This window comes from Kineococcus sp. AC630 (assembly GCF_979255925.1).
The window spans coordinates 15569-34338 of the sequence record NZ_CEEDMJ010000010.1; the positions used below are offsets into that span (position 1 = coordinate 15569).

At 70.4% G+C, this 18770-nt stretch carries 14 protein-coding genes; 10 read left to right on the forward strand and 4 right to left on the reverse strand.

The window, feature by feature from the left end; translation table 11 throughout:
• The first annotated feature begins 4 nt into the window (after positions 1 to 4).
• Genes AC0I8G_RS11920 through AC0I8G_RS11950 form a run of 7 tightly spaced genes read left to right on the forward strand, consistent with a single transcriptional unit; the run spans position 5 to position 8844 of the window.
• Positions 5 to 1315, forward strand: a complete 1311-nt coding sequence (locus AC0I8G_RS11920) for an NtaA/DmoA family FMN-dependent monooxygenase (protein ID WP_471730103.1) — start codon at positions 5 to 7, stop codon at positions 1313 to 1315.
• Between the two features lie 30 nt (positions 1316 to 1345).
• Positions 1346 to 2638, forward strand: coding sequence for an NtaA/DmoA family FMN-dependent monooxygenase (locus tag AC0I8G_RS11925; protein WP_471730104.1), 1293 nt, complete (start codon positions 1346 to 1348; stop codon positions 2636 to 2638).
• A gap of 5 nt (positions 2639 to 2643) precedes the next feature.
• The gene (locus AC0I8G_RS11930; protein ID WP_471730105.1) at positions 2644 to 4044 is read left to right on the forward strand and encodes an MFS transporter; all 1401 of its coding nucleotides are present in this window, start codon (positions 2644 to 2646) and stop codon (positions 4042 to 4044) included.
• A gap of 36 nt (positions 4045 to 4080) precedes the next feature.
• On the forward strand, positions 4081 to 5376 hold the full coding sequence (locus tag AC0I8G_RS11935) for an NtaA/DmoA family FMN-dependent monooxygenase (RefSeq protein ID WP_471730106.1): 1296 nt from the start codon (positions 4081 to 4083) through the stop codon (positions 5374 to 5376).
• Positions 5377 to 5387: 11 nt separating this feature from the next.
• Positions 5388 to 6626, forward strand: a complete 1239-nt coding sequence (locus AC0I8G_RS11940; RefSeq protein ID WP_471730107.1) for an LLM class flavin-dependent oxidoreductase — start codon at positions 5388 to 5390, stop codon at positions 6624 to 6626.
• Entirely contained in the window at positions 6623 to 7555 is a 933-nt protein-coding gene (locus AC0I8G_RS11945) for an LLM class flavin-dependent oxidoreductase (protein WP_471730108.1), read from the forward strand. The genes AC0I8G_RS11940 and AC0I8G_RS11945 overlap by 4 nt, the downstream gene beginning before the upstream one ends.
• Positions 7555 to 8844 carry an NtaA/DmoA family FMN-dependent monooxygenase gene (locus tag AC0I8G_RS11950; RefSeq protein WP_471730109.1) on the forward strand — a complete coding sequence of 430 codons (1290 nt, stop codon included), beginning with the start codon at positions 7555 to 7557 and terminating at the stop codon, positions 8842 to 8844. Before AC0I8G_RS11945 ends, AC0I8G_RS11950 begins: the two co-directional genes overlap by 1 nt.
• Before the next feature lie 2 nt (positions 8845 to 8846).
• Here the strand turns inward: AC0I8G_RS11950 and AC0I8G_RS11955 are convergent, their stop codons facing one another.
• A complete protein-coding gene (locus AC0I8G_RS11955) occupies positions 8847 to 9710 on the reverse strand; it encodes a GntR family transcriptional regulator (RefSeq protein WP_471730110.1) in 864 nt (287 codons plus the stop codon).
• Positions 9711 to 9835: 125 nt separating this feature from the next.
• Here AC0I8G_RS11955 and AC0I8G_RS11960 point away from each other — a divergent pair, with 125 nt between their 5' ends.
• On the forward strand, positions 9836 to 10714 hold the full coding sequence (locus AC0I8G_RS11960) for an ABC transporter ATP-binding protein (RefSeq protein ID WP_471730111.1): 879 nt from the start codon (positions 9836 to 9838) through the stop codon (positions 10712 to 10714).
• Between the two features lie 49 nt (positions 10715 to 10763).
• Here the strand turns inward: AC0I8G_RS11960 and AC0I8G_RS11965 are convergent, their stop codons facing one another.
• Complete coding sequence (locus AC0I8G_RS11965; RefSeq protein WP_471730268.1) at positions 10764 to 11594, reverse strand: helix-turn-helix domain-containing protein; 831 nt, start codon at positions 11592 to 11594, stop codon at positions 10764 to 10766.
• 217 nt (positions 11595 to 11811) lie between these two features.
• On the opposite strand from AC0I8G_RS11965, the gene AC0I8G_RS11970 reads away from it, so the two are divergent.
• Together AC0I8G_RS11970 and AC0I8G_RS11975 are read left to right on the forward strand one after the other, a co-directional pair.
• Entirely contained in the window at positions 11812 to 12945 is a 1134-nt protein-coding gene (locus tag AC0I8G_RS11970) for an SDR family oxidoreductase (RefSeq protein ID WP_471730112.1), read from the forward strand.
• Between the two features lie 162 nt (positions 12946 to 13107).
• Positions 13108 to 14052, forward strand: a complete 945-nt coding sequence (locus AC0I8G_RS11975) for a phosphotriesterase family protein (RefSeq protein WP_471730113.1) — start codon at positions 13108 to 13110, stop codon at positions 14050 to 14052.
• Between the two features lie 900 nt (positions 14053 to 14952).
• Here the strand turns inward: AC0I8G_RS11975 and AC0I8G_RS11980 are convergent.
• Together AC0I8G_RS11980 and AC0I8G_RS11985 are read right to left on the reverse strand one after the other, a co-directional pair.
• Complete coding sequence (locus AC0I8G_RS11980; RefSeq protein WP_471730114.1) at positions 14953 to 17247, reverse strand: EAL domain-containing protein; 2295 nt, start codon at positions 17245 to 17247, stop codon at positions 14953 to 14955.
• A 491-nt stretch (positions 17248 to 17738) separates the two neighbouring features.
• Positions 17739 to 18569, reverse strand: a complete 831-nt coding sequence (locus AC0I8G_RS11985) for an SDR family NAD(P)-dependent oxidoreductase (protein ID WP_471730115.1) — start codon at positions 18567 to 18569, stop codon at positions 17739 to 17741.
• Positions 18570 to 18770: the final 201 nt, after the last annotated feature.

An 18770-nucleotide genomic window follows, 5' to 3' on the forward strand; every position in this document is an offset into this window, starting at 1 on the left:
TCCCATGAGTTCCCCGAAGTTCCATCTCGGCTGGTTCCTCGGTGCCGGTTTCGGAGTCCAGAGCTGGAACCAGCCCTGGTCCGGCACTGGTGCGCAGGACTGGATGCTGCCGGATCAGTACATCGACCTCGCGCACTCCCTCGAGCGGGCGTGCTTCGACTTCCTCATCATGGAGGACTCCGTTCAGGTCTCCGACACCTACAAGGGGTCGATGGAGTACTACCTGCGCACGGCGTCGGCGGCACCGAAGCACGACCCGGCGATGCTGGCCGCGATCCTCGCGCACGAGACGAAGCACCTCGGGATCATCCCGACGCTGACGACGACCTTCTACCACCCCTACACCGTCGCCCGGATGATGACGACGCTGGACCACATCGCCAAGGGCCGTATCGGCTGGAACGTGGTCACCGGTTCCAACACCCGGGCCGCGCAGAACTACGGCTTCGACATGCCCGAGCACGACGTCCGCTACGAGATGGCCGACGAGTTCGTGGAGCTCGCGCACAAGCTCTGGGACACCTGGGAGAACGACGCGGTCCTGGCCGATGTCGAGAACGGGGTCTACGCAGACCACGAGAAGGTCCACCGCCTGGACTTCGAGGGCAAGCACTACTCCTCGCGCGGTCCGCTGAACACCGTCCCCAGCCCGCAGGGGTCCCCGGTCATCCTGCAGGCCGGGGGTTCCAGCGCCGGCAAGGCGTTCGCCGCCCGCTGGGCCGAGGCCGTCATCTCCAACCCCCACGGCACCTCGAACATGCGGGCCTACCGCGACGAGGTCCGCACACTGGCCGCGGAACAGGGTCGCGACCCCGACCACGTCAAGGTCCTCTACCTCATCTCCCCGGTGTTCGGGGAGACGACGGCCGAGGCCAAGGCGAAGATGCAGCGCCGCAAGGACGCCCAGGCCAAGAACATCGACGGTCTACTGGCCGGCCGTTCCCACCTGTCTGGGATCGACCTGTCGCAGTACGACCTGGACGCCCCGCTGCCGGCGGACCTGGTGAGCAACGGGCACCGCAGCAGCTTCGCGGAGTTCAAGGGCGACGGGACGCAGACCCTGCGCGAGCGGCTCATCGCCCACTCCGCGATCGACACGATCGAGTTCATCGGCACGCCGGAGGACATCGCGGACCAGATGGAAGGCGTCATGCAGGACGTCGGCGGCGACGGGTTCCTCATCGCCGGTGCCCCACTGAACCGGCGCTACGTCGCCGAGGTCACCGACGGCCTGGCCCCGATCCTCAAGCGTCGCGGGCTGACCCGCGACCACTACGAGTGCGCCCACCTCCGCGACAACCTGCGCGCGTTCTGACCGACCCCCTCCGAGCAGAGAGCGAGCAACATGTTCCACCTCGCGTGGTTCCTCAGCTGGCAAGTGCAGAGCTGGAACGGGACGTGGTCCGGTGAGGGTGGCAACGAGTGGAACCACCCCGACCTCTACGTCGACATGACGAAGTCGCTGGAACGGGCCGGTTTCGACTACATCATGTTCGAGGACGGCGCCTTCGTGCCGGACTCCTACGGCGGCAACCACGACTGGTGGCTGGCCCGGGCCCGGTCGGTGCCCAAGCAGGACCCCATGCAGCTGCTGCCCATCCTCAGCCAGCACACCGAGCGGCTCGGCCTGGTGGGCACGATGTCGACGTCGTTCTACCCGCCCTACATGGCCGCGCGCACGATGGCCACGATCGACCACCTCACCCACGGCCGGGCGGGGGTGAACCTGGTGACCTCGCACAACACCCGCACCGCGCAGAACTTCGGACACGACGACATCTTCGAGCACGACCTGCGCTACGACATGGCCGACGAGTGGATCGAGCTGGTCAAGCAGCTGTGGGGTTCGTGGGACGCCGACGCCCTCGTCCAGGACCGGGCGCGCAACGTCTACGTGGACGGCTCCAAGGTCCGCCCCATCGACTTCCACGGGAAGTGGCACAGCAGTCGTGGGCCGCTGAACACCACGGCGCCGCCGCAGGGCAACCCCGTGATCTGCCAGGCGGGTGGTTCCGGCCCCGGCCGGACGCTGGCGGCCAAGCACTGCGACACCCTGCTGGCCCAGGTCGAGTCCGTCGAGGCCATGAAGGAGTACCGGGCCGACGTCCGGGCCCGCATGGTCGAGGCCGGACGCGACCCGGACTCCTGCAAGATCCTGTTCATCGTCTCTCCCGTGCTGGGCGAGACCCAGGCGGACGCCGATGCGAAGAACGAGCGCATGCTCGCCGGGTTCACGGCGGACATCTCGGTGAACCTGGCCAACATGTCCTACGCCAGCGGGGTGGACTTCGCGCAGTACGACCTGGACGCGCCGTTCCCCGACCTCTCCGACACCAACGCGACCCGTTCGTCGATGGTCATGATGTCGGCGAACGCCCAGGGCATGACGCTGCGTCAGGCGGCGGAGTCGAACGTGCGGCGCTCGGTCGAACTCGTCGGCACCCCCGACTCGGTCGCGTCCCAGATGGGTGAGATCGTGGCGGAGGTCGGCGGTGACGGGTTCCTCATCTCGGGCAACGTCAACCGTCGCTACATCGCGGAGATCACCGAGGGCCTCGTCCCCGAACTCCGAAAGCGCGGCCTGACCCGGGACGGCTACACCCACGAACAGTTCCGCGACAACCTGCTGGAGTTCTGATCCGCGTGCCCGCAGAGCGTCCCGTCCTCGTGCGGATCCCGCGCGCGGCCTGGCTCACGCTGTCCTCGACGGCCCTCGGGCTCGTCGTGGCGTTCGCCAGCGTGAGCATGGTCCCCGTCGCGCTGCCCGCGATGATCGAGGACCTGGACGCCAGCGTCGTGCAGGGGCAGTGGTTCCTGCTCGCCTACCTGCTGGCCTGCGCGGCGTCCATCCTCGTTGCGGGGCGGGTGGCCGACGCGTTCGGCCGCCGGCCGGTCTACCTGACGGGGCTGACGCTGTGCACGCTCTCGGTGGCAGGGATCACGCTGGTCTCCGACCCCTGGCTGGTCGTGGCACTGCGGGGTCTGCAGGGGCTCGGGGCGGCCTGCGTCATCACGAACTCGACGGCGCTACTGGTGGAGGTCTTCCCCCCGAGCCGGCTCGCCGTCGGGATCGGCGCGAACATCGGCATCATGTCGGTCGCCACCGCGATCGGGCCGCTGGTCAGCGGGGTCCTCACCGAAGCCATCGGCTGGCGTGCGGTGTTCGCGGTCGGAGCCCCGCTGGGGCTGGTCGGGGTCCTGTGGGCCGGGTTCGCCCTGCCACGGGTCCCGCGGGCACCCCGGCGGACGGGTCGTCCAGACGTGGCGGGCGCCCTCGCGTCGGCGGCGCTCATGGCCGGAGTGGTCTTCGGAACCAACCAGGCCGGTGCGTCCGGCTGGACGGCCACGGCGATCGGCGCGCTCGTCCTCGCGACCGCCGCCGGGGTCGTGCTGTTCCTGGTGGAACGCCGCGCGGGGGACCCGGTCGTCGACCTGACCCTGCTGCGCGAACGGTTCCGCGGCGCCGCCTACGGCGCCACCGGTCTCTCGACGCTGGCCGAGGGGTCGGTGGCCGTCGTCGTGGTCTGGTACCTGCAGCAGGACCAGGGGTTCTCGCCGCTCGACGCCGGGGTGCAGGTGACCGCGCTGGCCGTCGGGACGGCGATCGCCTCGCTCGTGGCGGGGCGCCTCGCGCCGTTGCTCTCCGGGCGCGTCCTCACCGCCGCCGCCATCGGCGGTTCGACGATCGTCCTCACCCTCATCGCACTGCACTTCGCCGGCCCGGCGGAGTTCGTGCCACTGTGGGCGCTCCTCTGCGCCATCGGGCTCACCGGCGGGATCTTCAAGACCGCCAACGCCGCCGCGCTCAACGTCGGCGGGAACGCCCGCGAGGCCGGGATGGTCAACGGCATGCGCGTCGCGGTGGACAACACCGCGGTCACCGTCGCCGTCGCGATGGGTCTGGCCATCACCGACTCCGCAGGGGTCGTCGTCTGCTTCGCCGTCCTCGCCGGCCTCTCGCTGCTGGCCGTCGTCCCGGCCTGGACCCGCGGACTGCACGCCGAGGAACCGTTCCGCGCCCGCGCCGCCCAGCTCGCCGCCTGATCCCGACGACAGATCCCGACGACAGAAGGAGTTCCCGTGCCGAAGTTCCACCTCGGGTGGTTCACTAACTTCAGCAACCCGCCGTGGAACCACACGTGGGCCGGTACCGAGGGTCGCGACTGGCCCCGTGGCCGGGCGCACGTGGAGTTCACCCGGGCCCTCGAGCGGGCCTGCTTCGACTACGTCATGCTCGAGGACTCCTCGATGGTCAGCGACGCCTACGAAGGCTCGATGCGCGTCGACCTCAAGTACGGGCTCTACGCGCCCAAGCACGACCCGGTCGCGCTCGCACCGCTGCTCGCGGCGCACACCGAACGCATCGGCATCGTGGCGACGGCCTCGACGTCGTTCTACCCGCCGTGGCTGCTGGCCCGACGCTTCTCGACGCTGGACCACATCTCCCACGGTCGCATCGGCTGGAACGTCGTCACCTCCAGCGAGGACCGCGCCGCGCAGAACCACGGCATGGACGCGCTACCCACCCACGACGAACGCTACGAACGAGCCGACGAGTTCGTCGAGGTCGTCGGGAAGCTCTGGGACAGCTGGGAACCTGACGCCCTCGTGCTGGACCGGGAGCGCGGTGTGCACGTCGACCACGAGAAGGTTCACGTGCTGGACCACCGCGGCAAGTACCACGCGACGCGTGGACCGCTGAACCTCATGCGCCCGCCGCAGGGCCGACCCGTCATCTGCCAGGCCGGGGGTTCCCCGCGGGGCCGGGAGTTCGCCTCCCGCAACGCGAACACGATCCTCGCGATGCTGCCGGACCGGGAGGCCATGAAGGAGTACCGCGACGACGTGCGGGCCCGGATGGTCACCAACGGGCGGGACCCCGACGACTGCAAGATCATGTTCATCACCTCCCCGGTCCTGGCCGACACCGTCGAGGAGGCGCGAGTCAAAGCCGAACTCGCCCGGACCCCCAACCCGGCGAAGATCGAGGTGTCGCTGGCGCACATGTCAGCGGTCAGCGAGATCGACTTCGCCGCCTACGACCTCGACGCGAAGCTCGCCGACCTGGACCTGAGCACCAACGGGCACCAGTCCGGGCTCAAGCAGTTCCTGAAGCTCGGCGAGACCGTCCGCGAGGCCGCCATGGCCTCGGCCGCCGCGATGGCGCACTACGTCGGTACTCCCGAGACCGTCGCCGAGCAGATGGGCGAGGACATGGACTTCGTCGGCGGCGACGGGTTCCTCTTCACCGGCAACATCGGCCGTCGCTTCGTCGGCGGGATCACCGAAGGCCTCGTCCCCGCCCTACAGCGGCGGGGACTCACCCGCACCGAGTACACGCACGAGCGGTTCCGCGACAACCTGCTCGAGTTCTGAAGGAGACCCACGTGACACGCCCCTTCACCGTCGGCTGGTTCACCAGCTACCTCGTGCCCGACTGGACCGGCCCCTGGGCGGGTGACGCCGGCCAGGACTGGATCGACGGGACGTTCGTGATCGAGACCGTCAAGGAACTCGAACGCGCCGGCGTCGACCTGGTCATGCTCGAGGACATCAGCTACCTGGCCGACATCGTCGGCGGCACCTTCGAGGCCGAACTGCGCACCAACTCGCGCGCGCCGAAGTCTGACCCGCTCCCGCTGGTGGGCCGACTCGCCGCCGAGACGTCGAGCATCGGTCTGGTCGCCACCGCGTCGAGCACGTTCTATCCGCCGCAACTGCTGGCCCGGAAGTACGCGACGCTCGACCACCTCTCCGGTGGCCGGGTCGGCTGGAACGTCGTGACCTCGACGGGGGACCGGGCCGCGCAGAACTTCGGCATGGACGTCCTGCCGCCGCACGCGGAGCGCTACACCCGGGCCCAGACCTACCTCGAGACCGTCCACGCGCTCTGGGGTTCAGATGTCCCGCCCGTCGCGGACCGGCCGGTGATCTGCCAGGCCGGGGCCTCCCCGGCGGGGATCGAGCTCGCCGGTCGCTTCGCCGACATCGTCGTCGCCGCCCCGCACGGGGTCCCGGCGATGCGCGAGTACCGGGAGGAGGTCCGGGCCGCGGCGGTGGCCGCCGGCCGTTCCGCCGACGACGTGCAGGTGCTGTTCATGGTCACGCCGCTGATCGCGGAGACCGACGAGCTCGCCCAGCAGTACGCGCAGCGGTTCTACGCCCCCACCGACGCGGCGCTGTGGCGACGCATCGTGCAGCTCTCGGGGGACATCGACTACTCCGCCTTCGACCTCGACAACCCGCTGCCGGAGTCCACGAGCACGCAGGGCAGCCGCAGCATCCTGGACAACCTGCGCAGGATGGCGGCCGGCCGGACGTTGCGCGAGGTGCTGAGCACCCAGCGGACCGAGTCGGTCCGGCTCATCGGAAGCGCCGGGACGGTCGCGGACCGGATGGGTGAGGTCCTCGACGAGGTGGGTGGCGACGGGTTCCTGCTCTTCGGCGGGGGCGGCGGAGTGCTGACCCGCCGCTACGTGCGCGAGGTCTGCGACGGACTCATGCCGGAACTGCGACGGCGCGGCCTCACCGGGGCCGGCGTGCCCGGCACAGGTCTGCGGGAGCGTCTGCAGCAGCGACGCGCGTCGTCGCACGCGGCGTCCGACACGGTGGAGGTGGCCCGATGACGCACGAGAGTCCCCGCTGGCGCTGGGGAGCGGTCACGACGTTCCCGACCTCCGCCGCGAACGGTGACCTGGCCACAGAACTCGTGCGGCGCCTGGGTCGGGCCGGGGCGCACCTCGTCCTGGTCGACCCCGCGGGCGAGGGCGCCCAGCTCGAGGGTTCGGCGCTGGCCGCGTTCACCAGCGGTGTCCCGTCGGCGGCTCCGGTCCTCGCCGGGGTGCCCAGCGCCGACGTCCCGCCCTACCTGCTGGCCCGCGAGCTGGTGACGCTGGACCACCTCACCCACGGGCGCACCGGGTGGTGGTGCACCGACGTCGCGGCCGACCCGGGACGGGCCGACGAGCACCTCGACGTCGTCGCCCGGTTGTGCGCCTCCTGGGAACCCGACGCCGTGGTGCAGGACCGGGTCAGCGGCGCCTACGCCGACCACACCAAGGTCCACCCGATCGAGCACCGGGGGACCCACTACGCCGTCCGCGGACCGCTGAACACGGTGCCGCCCGTCGAACTGCCCGTGGTCGTGGTGGACGGGAGTTCCCCCGAGGTCGTGGACGTCGCCGCGCGGCGCGCGGACGTCCTCGTGCTCGACGTCACCCACGACGGCCCGCACGCCTCCCGCGACGGGCACGCCGACGCCGTGGCGAGGTTGCGGGCCGGGCTGGTCGCCGCCGGCCGGGAGGTCACGGCTTGCGCCGTCCTCGTGCGCCTCCCCGCATCGAGCACGGCGACCGCGGTGGCCGCTGCGGTGCGCGACCGCGGAGGCGATGGGTTCCTGCTCGACCTGCCGCTGACTCCCGGTCGGGAGTTCGAGCGGACCCTCTCCGGCGCGATCACGGGTGTTGTCGCCGACCTCGCCCACGACGGACTGATCGACCCCGAGGGGCCGACCCTGCAGAACACGCTGCGACACACACTCCTGGAGACGAACTGATGCACCTCGGATGGTTTGCGACGACCGGTTTCGGCGTCTACGGCTGGAACCAGCCGTGGAGCGGGAACCAGCCCGAGGACCTGGGAAAACCCGGTCTCTTCGTCGACATGGCGACGACGCTGGAGCGCGCGGGTTTCGACTACATCATGCTCGAGGACTCCTCCGTCCTGCCGGACGTCTTCCGCGGGACGTTCGAGAGTTCGGTCAGGAAGGGCGTCCAGGTCCGGTTCGACCCGATGCCGCTGGTGCCGCTGATGGCCGCGGCCACCCGCCACATCGGCATCATCGCCACCGTCGCGACCAGCTTCTACCCTCCGTTCCTGGCCGCCCGGCTGTTCCAGACCCTGGACCACGTGACGGGGGGCCGGGTCGGGATCAACCTGGTCACCGCCTCCGCCGACGGCGCGGCGCAGAACTACGGGATGGAGAAGCACATCCCGCACGACCTGCGCTACGAGATGGCCGATGAGTGGATCGAGGTCTGCCGCAAGCTCTGGGCGTCCTGGGAACCCGACGCCCTGGTGCTGGACCCGAAGTCCGGCGTCTTCGCCGACCACACCAAGGTCCACACCGTCGACCACATCGGCACGCACTACCGCTCCCGTGGGCCGCTGAACATGCCGATGGGCCCGCAGGGCGGTCCGGTGCTCTGCCAGGCCGGTGCCTCGCCGGCCGGGCGGGCGTTCGGGGCCAAGCACGCGGATACGATCATCGCCGCGCAGACCGGAGTGGAGGCCATGCGCGACTACAAGGCGGACATCGCGAAGCGTCTGGTCGACAACGGCCGCGATCCCGACGACGCGAAGGTCCTGTTCCTGGTGAACCCGATCCTCGGTGACACCGACGACGAGGCGTTCGCCAAGCGGGACCGGTTGCGCGAGGTCCAGCGCGGCAACGTCGACGGGGTCCTGGCGGCCATGTCTTACTTCACCAGCATGGACTTCTCGCAGTTCGACGTGGACGCCCCGCTGCCGGACCTCTCCGGCAACAACGGCCACCAGGGCACCGTCGCCGACATGACCCGCAGCGGGAAGACGTTGCGGGAGATCGCGATGAACCACCGCACCACCGAGTCGATCGAGCTGTGCGGTTCTCCCGACACCGTCGCGGAGCGGATGGGCGAGATCATGGACGAGGTCGGGGGTGACGGGTTCCTCATCGCCGCCCCGGTCACCCGCAAGAACCTCACCGAGATCGGTGACGGCCTGGCGCCCGCGCTGCGCCGGCGCGGTCTGTTGCGGAGCGAATACATGCACAGCACGTTCCGCGAGAACCTGCTGTCGCACTGACGCTAAGTCAGCGGGAGGTCGAGGTCGGCGAACCCGCCGGCACTGACCACACGCTGGGTGGTGTGGTCCCCGCCGAAGATCGCGACGCGGTCCCCGCGGAAGTGGGTGAAGCTCAGTTCCCGCGGGGTGCCGTTGGTCTGTCGGGTCATGAGTTCACGCAGCAGCACGGGGGAACCTTCGGGGATCCCGAGCAGGTTCGCGGCGCGTTCCTCGCAGGAGATCGCCTCGACCACCGAACTGCTGCTGCCGTAGGGGACGTCGAAGAGGCTCTCGAACACCTGGGCGATCGGGGGGTAGTCGACGTGGTTGAGGTCGATGCGCCGCAGGAACTCCTCGACACTGAGGTCGGTCACGTTGTAGCCGACGCGCAGGTACAGCGGTGCGCCGCCGACGAAACCGACCTGTTCGAGCACCAGGACGCTCGCGACGTCGCTCCCGAGCCCCTGCTGGACGGCGGGGGGCGTGGAGATGCGTCGGCACTCGAGGTTGCTGACGCGCAACCGTCCCTCGTCGGCCGCACCCTCGTAGGCACGAGGGCCGACGTCGTTCTCGTGGACGGCGACGATGTCGTGGAGCACGCTCGTGCCGGCCCGTCGCTGGCGCACGACGACCCCGTCGTCGGCGAGCATCTGCAGGGCACGGCGGACGGCGTTGCGGCTCGCGCCGAGGTGTTGGACCAGTTCGGCTTCACCGAGGGCCGCGTCGGGCAGCGCGTCGCCACGGCGGATCATGGAACGGATCAGTTCGTAGACCCGTCGGGGAGAGGTCTGCACCTCCTCCGAACGCGCTCGCCGTGCCCGTTCGAACTCGAGGCGTCGCTGGTCGTCGGTCAGGGCAGAATCCCGTGCCGGGTTGTCTCCAGCCACCAGCAATGTCCTCTCAACGCTTCCCGTATCCCGCTCGAGGCATCACAATAGGCTCCGAGCACCGGGGCGCGGACCCCGGTTCCGCGCCCCGCTCCCCGGTCGTTCCTCCAGGAAGAGGTGGTTTCGTGACCCCGGTCGTCCCCCAGCAGAGTTATGCCCAACCGTTGCTGCGCGTGCGCGACCTCGACGTGCGGTACCGCACCGCGGGCGGCACCGGTCACCTGGCCGTCGACGGGGCCACCTTCGACCTGAACGCCGGTCAGCGCATGGCCCTCGTCGGCCAGTCCGGGTCGGGCAAGACCACACTGGCGCTGGCCGTGACGGGTCTGCTGGCCTCCGGCGCGACCGCGGACGTCGAGATCAGCGCGGGCGAACTCACCTTCGACGGCAAGCCCGTCGTTGCCCGGGGACACGGGGCCATCCCGGTGCGGACCGCCGGCATCGCCATGGTGTTCCAGGACGCCATGAACGCCCTGGACCCCGTCCGTCCGGTCGGCAAGCAATTGGGCGACGTCCTGGCCGGCGCGGGGATCAAGGGCCGCGCCGCGCGCGACGCCGCCGGGCACTGGCTGGAGCGGGTCGGGCTGACCGAGGTCCACCGCGTGCTGCGCTCACGCCCGGACGAGCTGTCCGGAGGGATGCGGCAGCGCGTGATGATCGCGGTCGCCCTCGCCGGCGGTCCGCGGTTGCTCGTCGCCGACGAACCCACGAGTGCCCTCGACGCATCGCTGTCGCGCGGGGCGATGGAACTGCTCACCGAGCTGACCCGCTCTGAGGGGATCGCGTTGCTGGTGATCAGCCACGACATCCTGCTCTGCCTCGAGCACACCGACGTCGTCGGCGTCATGTACGACGGAAAGCTGGTGGAGTTCGGTGAGTCGGCCCGCATGGCCGAGCACGCCGAGCACCCCTACACGCGCGCCCTCGTGCAGTGCGTGCCGACGCTGGCAGACCGCACCCGGCAGTGGCTCCCGACCCTGGCCGACGTGACGACGAGTCGCTGAGCTCGTTCACCGACCGGCGATCGGCGTCGGTCGGCGCGAACGCCCGTCGTCAGCGACCGAGACCTCGCTCGAGCAAGACCACAGCAGCCTGGTCGCTGGAACCAGGTGCGGCGTGCAGGGTGAGGAGTCGATGTCCGGTTCCGTCCCCGACGGTGAGGACGGTGTACTGCAGATCGACGTCGCCGACCGTGGGGTGGTGCAACAGCTTCGTCCCGGTGGTGCAGTTGTGGACCCGGTGCGTGGACCAGGCGCGAGCGAACTCGGTGCTGGCGATGCTGAGGTGCCCGACGAGTTCGGCCAGTGCCCGGTCGTCGGGGAACTGGCCGGCGATCCAGCGCAGGGAGGCGACCGCGCGGCGGGCTTCGGCGGCCCAGTCACGGTAGAGCTCGCGGGTGTGGGCGTCGCAGAACAGCATCGAGATCAGGTTCGGTCGGTCAGCGATGCGTTCGGGAGCCGAGGGGTCGAGGTGTCCGGCTAGCAGCGCGTGCCCCAGAGGGTTCCAGGCCAGGACGTCGTTGCGGACGTCGAGGACCAGCACCCCCGCACCGTTGACCGCGTGGGCGAGTTGCCGGGTGCCGGCCCGGACGTGCTCGACCTTCACGGGGGTGCGACGGCCACGAGGGCGCGGCTGGGCGAGGTGGCGCAGGTGCGTCCGCTCGTCGGCGTCGAGTCGCAGTGCGTCGGCCAACGCCTCCTGGACCTGTTCGGAGGCGTGGGTGCTCAGTCCCTGCTCCAGGCGTGCGTAGTAGGTGGGGCTGACGCCGGCGAGCTGGGCCAGTTCTTCCCTGCGCAGTCCCGGTACGCGCCGCGCACCGTAGGAGACCAGTCCGACCTGGGTGGGGGTCAGGCGGGCCCGCATCGTGCGGAGGAAGGGGCCCAGTTCCCCGGTCCGGTCGACGTCTCGACGCCGGCCGGTACCACTGGGGGCGTCGGTCGGGACGCTCGGCGTGCCCTGGGTGGTGGTGGGTCGCGGGTCGGGCACCGCTCCAGTGTGGCCGAGGCGCCGGGAGGTCGCCTGTCCCTGTCAGTGCTTGCCTGAGCCCGACCAGGCTGACGGGGGTGTGGCCGGTAGGAGACGGTCGACTGAAGCTGGCGCCATGGAGCAGAACGAGACCGCCGCCCGTACCCGCGCCGAGACCACGGCGGGGGCCACCACGTCCGGCCACCGAGGCACCGCGTTGGTCGTCGGGGCTCACGGCGTCATCGGCGCCGAGCTGGTCCGCCACCTCCGCCGGCGCGGCGACTTCGACGTCCTCGGCCTCTCCCGTCGAGGCGGGGTCGACGAACCAGGACGACCGGGGGAGGCGCCGCTGCGGCACGTGGCCGTCGACCTGCTCGACGCCGACGCGACGAGGCAGGCGCTGACGCGGGTACCGGAGGTGACCCACGTGTTCTACGCGGCCTTCCAGGACCGTTCGACGTGGGCGGAGCTGGTCGAGCCGAACCTCGCGATGCTGCGCAACGTCGTCACTGCTGTCGACACCTCCGCGGCCGGCCTGGAACACGTGAGCCTGATGCAGGGGTACAAGGTGTACGGCGCGCACCTGGGTCCGTTCCAGACCCCGGCCCGCGAGGACGACCCCGGGCACCTGCCCCCGGAGTTCAACGTCGCCCAGCAGGACTTCCTGCGGACGCTGCAGCGCGAGCGATCGTGGACGTGGTCGGCGATGCGCCCGTCGGTGGTCTGCGGAACCGCGCTGGGCAATCCGATGAACCTCGTCCTGGTCCTGGCGGTGTACGCGGTCCTGTGCAAGGAACTCGGGGTGCCGTTCCGGTTCCCCGGGAGACCCGGGGCCTACGACACGCTGCTGGAGGTCACCGACGCCGGCCTGCTGGCGCGGGCCACGGTGTGGGCGGCCACCGATCCCGCGGGGGCGAACCAGGCGTTCAACATCACCAACGGGGACCTGTTCCGGTGGAACCGGATGTGGCCGGTCCTGGCGGAGATCTTCGAGGTTCCGGTGGCGGCACCGTTGCCGATGTCCCTGGTGGACGTGATGGCGGACAAGGAACAGGTGTGGGAGGACGTCAAGGCCAGGCACGGACTGGCCGACGTGCCGTTCTCGGCGGTGTCCAGCTGGGGTTTCGGCGACGGGGTCTTCTCGTGGGACTACGACTTCCTGTCCGACGGTTCGAAAGTTCGCCGGGCCGGCTTCCACGACCACGTCGAGACGGAGGAGATGTTCCGCGGTCTGGTGCGCCGGCTCCGGGACGAGAAGATCATCCCCTGAGCACTGCCCGACCGCCGCTGCGGAGAAGGCGCGGCTCGTGACGTGCGACGTCGCGCCTGTGCGGGAGGCCGTTGTCCCCGCAGTGTGGCCGCAGCGACTCGGCGGCACTCCTAGGATGTCGAGCCGTGGACCAGGGTCCACCCACCGCACCCGGGAGACGACATGGCAGAGTCCTTCGACACCGCCGCACGGGAACCTCGCCTGCACACGACGCTGGGCCCCCTCGGCGCCCAGGACGTGGGCCTGATCCTGCCGCACGAGCACCTGTTCGTCGACTTCCGCCCCGCCGACTCCCCGGGTTTCGCCCAGGCCGATCCGGCGGAGTTCGCCTCGGTCGTGGAACCGCTGCTGGCCAGGGCGGCCGCGGCCGGGGTCACCGCGCTCGTCGAGTGCACGCCTCCCGGCCTCGGTCGCCGCGTCGACCTCGTCCTCGACGTGAGCCGGCGCACGGGCGTGCCTGTGGTGGTCGCGACCGGGGTCTATCGAGAACCGTGGGTGCCGGAGTGGGTGTACGACGCGAGCGACGATGAGCTCGAGGCGTGGATGCACCGTGAGCTGACCGAGGGCGTCGACGACTCCGGTGTCCTCGCCGGGTTCATCAAGATCTCGGCGGCCGAGGACGGCATTCGAGCGGTCGAGGAACGCGTCGTGCGGGCCGCGGCCCGGGCTGCCGCCCGCACCGGCGCGCTCGTCGGTTCCCACACCACGAACGGGGTGGTCGTGCTGGGGCAGATCGACCTCGCCGTGGCTGAGGGGTTGGCGCCGGATCGCTTCCTCTCGATCCACACCCAGACCATCACCGATCCCGGTGTGCGGCAGGAGATCGTCGACCGCGGCGCGTGGATCGAGTTCGACGACGTCGGGCAGAGCGAGGACGCGCGGACGCTGGGGCTGGTGCTCGACAGCCTGGAGGCGGGGCAGGCTGGTCGGGTCCTGCTGTCCCACGACGCGGGATGGTTCGACCCGGCCCAGGCCGGCGGTGGGACGCCTCGACCGTTCACGAACCTGACCGGCTCGTTCCTGCCGGCGTTGCGGGCGGCGGGTGTCGAGGCGGACGTCGTGGACGACCTGTGCGTCCGCAACCCGTTCCGCGCCTTCGCGCGGTAGTCACCGCAGCTCCCTCGTGGTCGTCGGTCCGGTGAGGGGTTCTCCCGCGCGCTTCCCAGCTGGGGCCTCCTGGACGAGGACCACGATCTGACCCACGCGACAGGGCGGACCGCGCCGGCTCGCTGACTGGCCGTGCGTCAGCACGACTCTCCGTTCGTGCAGCGGCGAGCGTCTGCAGGACGTCCAGTCGGTGTCGACCGGCAAGGCAGGGACGGCTGAACGAGGGTGCTGGGTCTGCTGTGCTGATCGGTGGGCCCAGCTGTCGCTGATCGGTGCAGCAGACCCTTCACCGATGGCACGCGGGGCCACGACCCGTCGGCTTGAGTCGACGGTCGAACCCGCTGCCTGGAGGCTGGTGTCGGTGGTGCGTCGTAGGCTCCGCGGTGTGATCCGACGATGAGCAAGCTCGACGCCCAGCGGGCGATGCGCGAAGCCAACTACGCCCGCAACAGCGGCCCCCGCGCAGCAGCTGGCGGGGAAACGGCAGCGGCTCCAGCTGTCCGTGCGGCACAGCCGGCTGGCACCGCGGCAACCGCTCCGGTGGCACCCACGGATGGTCGGTGCGGGCACAGGTCCATGAATGGCCGGGCATGTTCCCGGGAGGCGGCGCACCCCGAGAAGAGCCACCGCTACAGCTGACGGCTACCCGTGGATCGATGGATCCGGAGCTTGACCCGTTTCCCGGACAGCTCGATCACCACCCGCTTCTCCGGACTCGCTGAGCTTGACCCGCTTCGCTGGACACCATGATCGAGCTGTTCGGAGATGCGGGTCGAGCTCCGACGTCAGGGGACATGCCTCTGCTCACCGGGTGCGCCGTCACACCACTCTGGCGGACTCGAACGGATGCTGTCGACGAGCGGGTCCGAGTCACAGCTCGCGTGGTGAGGAGGTCGGTGATCAACCGGTCTGGCCTGCTCGTGCCTGCTTCAGTGAACACATCCGGGTGTCGGCGAGGCGCAGCAGGTCGCGGAAGTCGTCGACGCCCTCCTCGGGGAAGGTGCTGACGCCGATGCTCACCGTGATCTGCACCCTGTCGCCGTCGATGTCGTAGGGCGCGGCGATGGCCTCGCGGAGGTCCGCGGCGACACGGTCGGCCTCCACCCGGGCGTCCTGACGGCTCAAACCGCTCAGGGAGACGAGGAACTCGTCACCGCCGAGGCGGGCAGCCAGGTCCTTGCGTCGCAACCTGCTCTTCAGCCGCTGGGCCACCTGGATGAGCAGGTGGTCTCCGGCGGCGTGTCCGAGCCGGTCGTTGACCGCTTTGAAACCGTCGAGGTCCATGAACAGCAACGCCAGGGACGTGTCGCCGGCAGCGGCTTCCCACAGTTCGACCTCGACGCGTTCGGTGAACCGGCGCCGGTCGATCAGCCCCGTGAGGGAGTCGGTGCAGGCCAGTTCTTCGATGCGGGCCAGGTAGTTCTGCGCGCGGTCGCGTTCCTGGACGAGAGCGCGTTCTGCGCTGACTTGCGCGGTGACGTCGTTCTGCACACCGATGTACTGCACGAGCCTGCCGTCCTGATCGAGGACGGGGGCCATGTAGATCTCGTTCCACCACTCGACGCGGTCGGGGCCGCGGTAGTTCAAGAGCGTCTCGCGGACCTCGCGTCGTTGCGCGATGGCGGTGCGCAGGCGAGCGATGGCGTGGTGGTCGGTGTCGGTCCCCTGCAGGAACCGGCAGTTGCGACCCAGGAGTTCCTCAGACCGGTACCCGGACAGTTGCTCGAAGGCGCGGTTGACGTACACCAGCGGCTGGTCCGGCTGACGCATGTCGGCGATGGTGATGCCGCTGGTGGAGGCGGCCAGTGCGCGCTGCAGCAGCGACTCGACCCCTGTTCCTGCCGCTCTTGTTCCCACCGCGGCAGACGCCGCAGCGGTGGGGTGGACGGAGCGGAACGAGGGAGGCGTGAGTTCCTCGACGCCGCTGGGTGACGTCACCGCCGGCACCGGGGTCGCCGATGGTTTCAGTGCCGGGGCCACCCGGGACAGCAAGCTCTTGGCCGCCGCGGTGACGGTGGGGCGCTGGTAGGTGAGGGCGTACTCGAACATCCTGTCCATGTCTGGGCCGTCGTCACCGAGGTCCCGGGCCAGCAACGCGGCACTGAAGTGCGGGCTGATGACGACGACGTCCCACTCCCCGCGGATCGGGTCGTCCGGGGCCAGGGTGGCGCCGCGAACCCCCGGGACGGGTTCCAGGGGCAGGTCTTCGCCCAGCGCGCACACGAACCCGGTGCGCGCTACGAGGTCGCGGTAGCGCAACGCCGTGGCGGGGGTGAAGTGGCGAGCTTCCTGGAACGTGGCCGCGATCACGCAGGTCTCACCCAACCGCATGGCCTGACGCTCCAGCTGCTTGCTCAGCTCCACGAGCAGTCGCTTGGGAGAGCGACGCAGCGCGACGTCAGCGGGTAGGCAGTCGAAGGGCGAGGGGGGTACCTCGAGGGCGCCGGCCGACGCGATCGGCAGGCTCAGGTGCCCGACGGGGAACGCGGCGGCGGGGCCGGGGGCGGGTTTGGCGAAGAGCCAACCCTGTCCCAGGTGGGCGCCGAGGGCACGCGCGACGGTGAGGTGCTGGGGGGTCTCGATCCCCTCGGCCAGGACGCGGGCACCGGTGCGCTCGGCGTAGTCGTTGACCGCGTTCATGATCTCGGCGATGGCGGGGGAGGCGCGGCGTTGGACGAGGGACAGGTCGAGCTTGACCACGTCCGGGCGCAGCAGGGGCATGAAGGCGAGCGAGGCGGCCTCGGCGCCCACGTCGTCCAGGGCGATGCCCCAGCCCAGCGTGCGTACCCGGTCGACGGTGCGCAGCAGCTCGGCGGGGCGTGCCGCCAACGCCCGTTCGGTGATCTCCAGGACGATCCGCAGCCGTCCGGGTACGTCGTCAGCCAGGGCCAGGAGGTCGTCCAGCGGAGCGTCGTCCAGCACTTCGGGTTCGACGTTGACGAACACGGTCAGCGGGTCGAAGAGGCCGTGCTCGACGGCTCCGCGGAAGGCCGCGGCTCGACACGCCTGATCGAGCTCGGCCAGCAGACCTGCTCGACGGGAGGCGCTGAACAAGGCGTCTGGCGTAGCGAGTGGTCCTCGCGGTCCTCGGGCCAAGGCTTCGTAGGCGACGACGGCCCCGCTGTCGAGGTCGATGATCGGTTGGAACACGCTGTGCACAGCCCGGCGATCGATGACGTGCTGGATGGTGTCCACGGCTGCTCCTCGCGCGATCTGGTGCGCTGCCGTTTCAACGCGTGGTGCTCATCGTTTCATCGGCTGATCGAGGTGGAGGTGAGCACCTGGTCCCGCAGGTCCAGTGACCCGGTCCCGTCCACGCCAGGCCGAGGCCCCGACCGCCACGATCGACGCGCTCGTAGTGGGGAGGCGGTGGGGAGGCGTGGAAGGAGGGCGCCGGTGACTGAGGAGGTCAGCGGAGTTGTCACCGATCCGTGCTCCAGACCCCCTGGGCCTGGTCGCCACTGACGGGCAGCCGGCTGGCAGCGAGCTGATGCAGGACAGCCAGACGAACGTCCTCTGCCCCCTTCCGGGGGTCGCTATGGATGCGTCGTGAAGTCTCCGCTGAAGCGTCGAAACCCTTGTTCCACCGGCCACGCTGACGGCTTGGTCATCGACGTGCGCGCGCGTCGGGACCCTGGGGTCACGCGCGCGTCGCGACGCCGAGGTCAGTCGGCCCTGGTCCCGATCTACCGGTAGCGACCGGCGATCCGGCCGCCTCGGGAACTGGCGCGCAGTGTGCCTTCGGCGGTGCTCAACGCCTCCACCGCAGCCGGGTCGTCGAGCCCGGGCACGCACACCACCTCACCGTCTCGCAGCGCCGACAGCGAGGCGTCGACGACGTCTTGGGGTGGCATGCCGCCGTCGTCGTGGACCTTCTCATCGCCCGGGACGGGCAGGTCGCCCTGGGTGAGGTGGAACTCGGTGGCGGTCAGCCCTGGGCACACGACTTGAACAGTCACCGGGGAGCCGGCCAGTTCGGCGGCGAGGGTACGGGTGAACGTCACGACGTAGCCCTTGGTGCCGCCGTACACGGCCCGGTGGGGCAGCGGGTCCGGCGGCAGGCTGCCGGCGAACGCCAGCAGCGAGGCGACGTTGATGACGGCGCCCCGCCCGCGCGTCAGCATCGCGGGCACGGCGGCCCGGGTCAGCACCGTCAGGGCGGTGACGTTGACGGCCAGCACCTGGGTCAGCAGGTCGGCGTCGGTCTCGGCGAACGGACCGTAGCCGTTGATGCCCGCGTTGTTGATCAGGAGGTCCACGTCGGCGGCACGTGTGGCGACCCGGGCCAGGTCGCTCGCCTGGGACAGGTCGGCGGTGAGGGTCTGCACCGTGACGCCGTGCTCCTCGCGCAGGGCGGCGGCGAGCTGGTCCAGGCGGTCGCCGCGGCGAGCGACGAGGACGAGGTCCCAACCCCGTTCGGCGAGCCGGCGGGCGTACACGGCGCCGATTCCGGAGGAGGCGCCGGTGACCAGGGCGGTCCCGGTGGTCGTGGTGGTGTCGAGGGCCATGCCGTCCATGGTGCTCCGGCTGCAGGGCGCGGCACGCTGGACCTGGCCGCGCGTTGGGCGGGGGATCGCTCGCGCGGTGCCAGGCAGGGATGGTCACTTCCAGGTCAGAGGTGCTGGGCGTTCGTCCGGGGTACGCCGGGTGGAGCCGGCCAAGTTCACGGCCGCCACCCGTAGCGCTGGAAGTCCACTTCTCCTAGCATCTTCCCAGCC

Bases quoted from the DNA above. Each gene is read 5' to 3' on its own strand.
- AC0I8G_RS11920 (WP_471730103.1), top strand. From the start codon at position 5: ATGAGTTCCCCGAAGTTCCATCTCGGCTGGTTCCTCGGTGCCGGTTTC.
- AC0I8G_RS11925 (WP_471730104.1), top strand. From the start codon at position 1,346: ATGTTCCACCTCGCGTGGTTCCTCAGCTGGCAAGTGCAGAGCTGGAAC.
- AC0I8G_RS11945 (WP_471730108.1), top strand. From the start codon at position 6,623: ATGACGCACGAGAGTCCCCGCTGGCGCTGGGGAGCGGTCACGACGTTC.
- AC0I8G_RS11950 (WP_471730109.1), top strand. From the start codon at position 7,555: ATGCACCTCGGATGGTTTGCGACGACCGGTTTCGGCGTCTACGGCTGG.
- AC0I8G_RS11970 (WP_471730112.1), top strand. From the start codon at position 11,812: ATGGAGCAGAACGAGACCGCCGCCCGTACCCGCGCCGAGACCACGGCG.
- AC0I8G_RS11975 (WP_471730113.1), top strand. From the start codon at position 13,108: ATGGCAGAGTCCTTCGACACCGCCGCACGGGAACCTCGCCTGCACACG.
- AC0I8G_RS11985 (WP_471730115.1), bottom strand. From the start codon at position 18,569: ATGGACGGCATGGCCCTCGACACCACCACGACCACCGGGACCGCCCTG.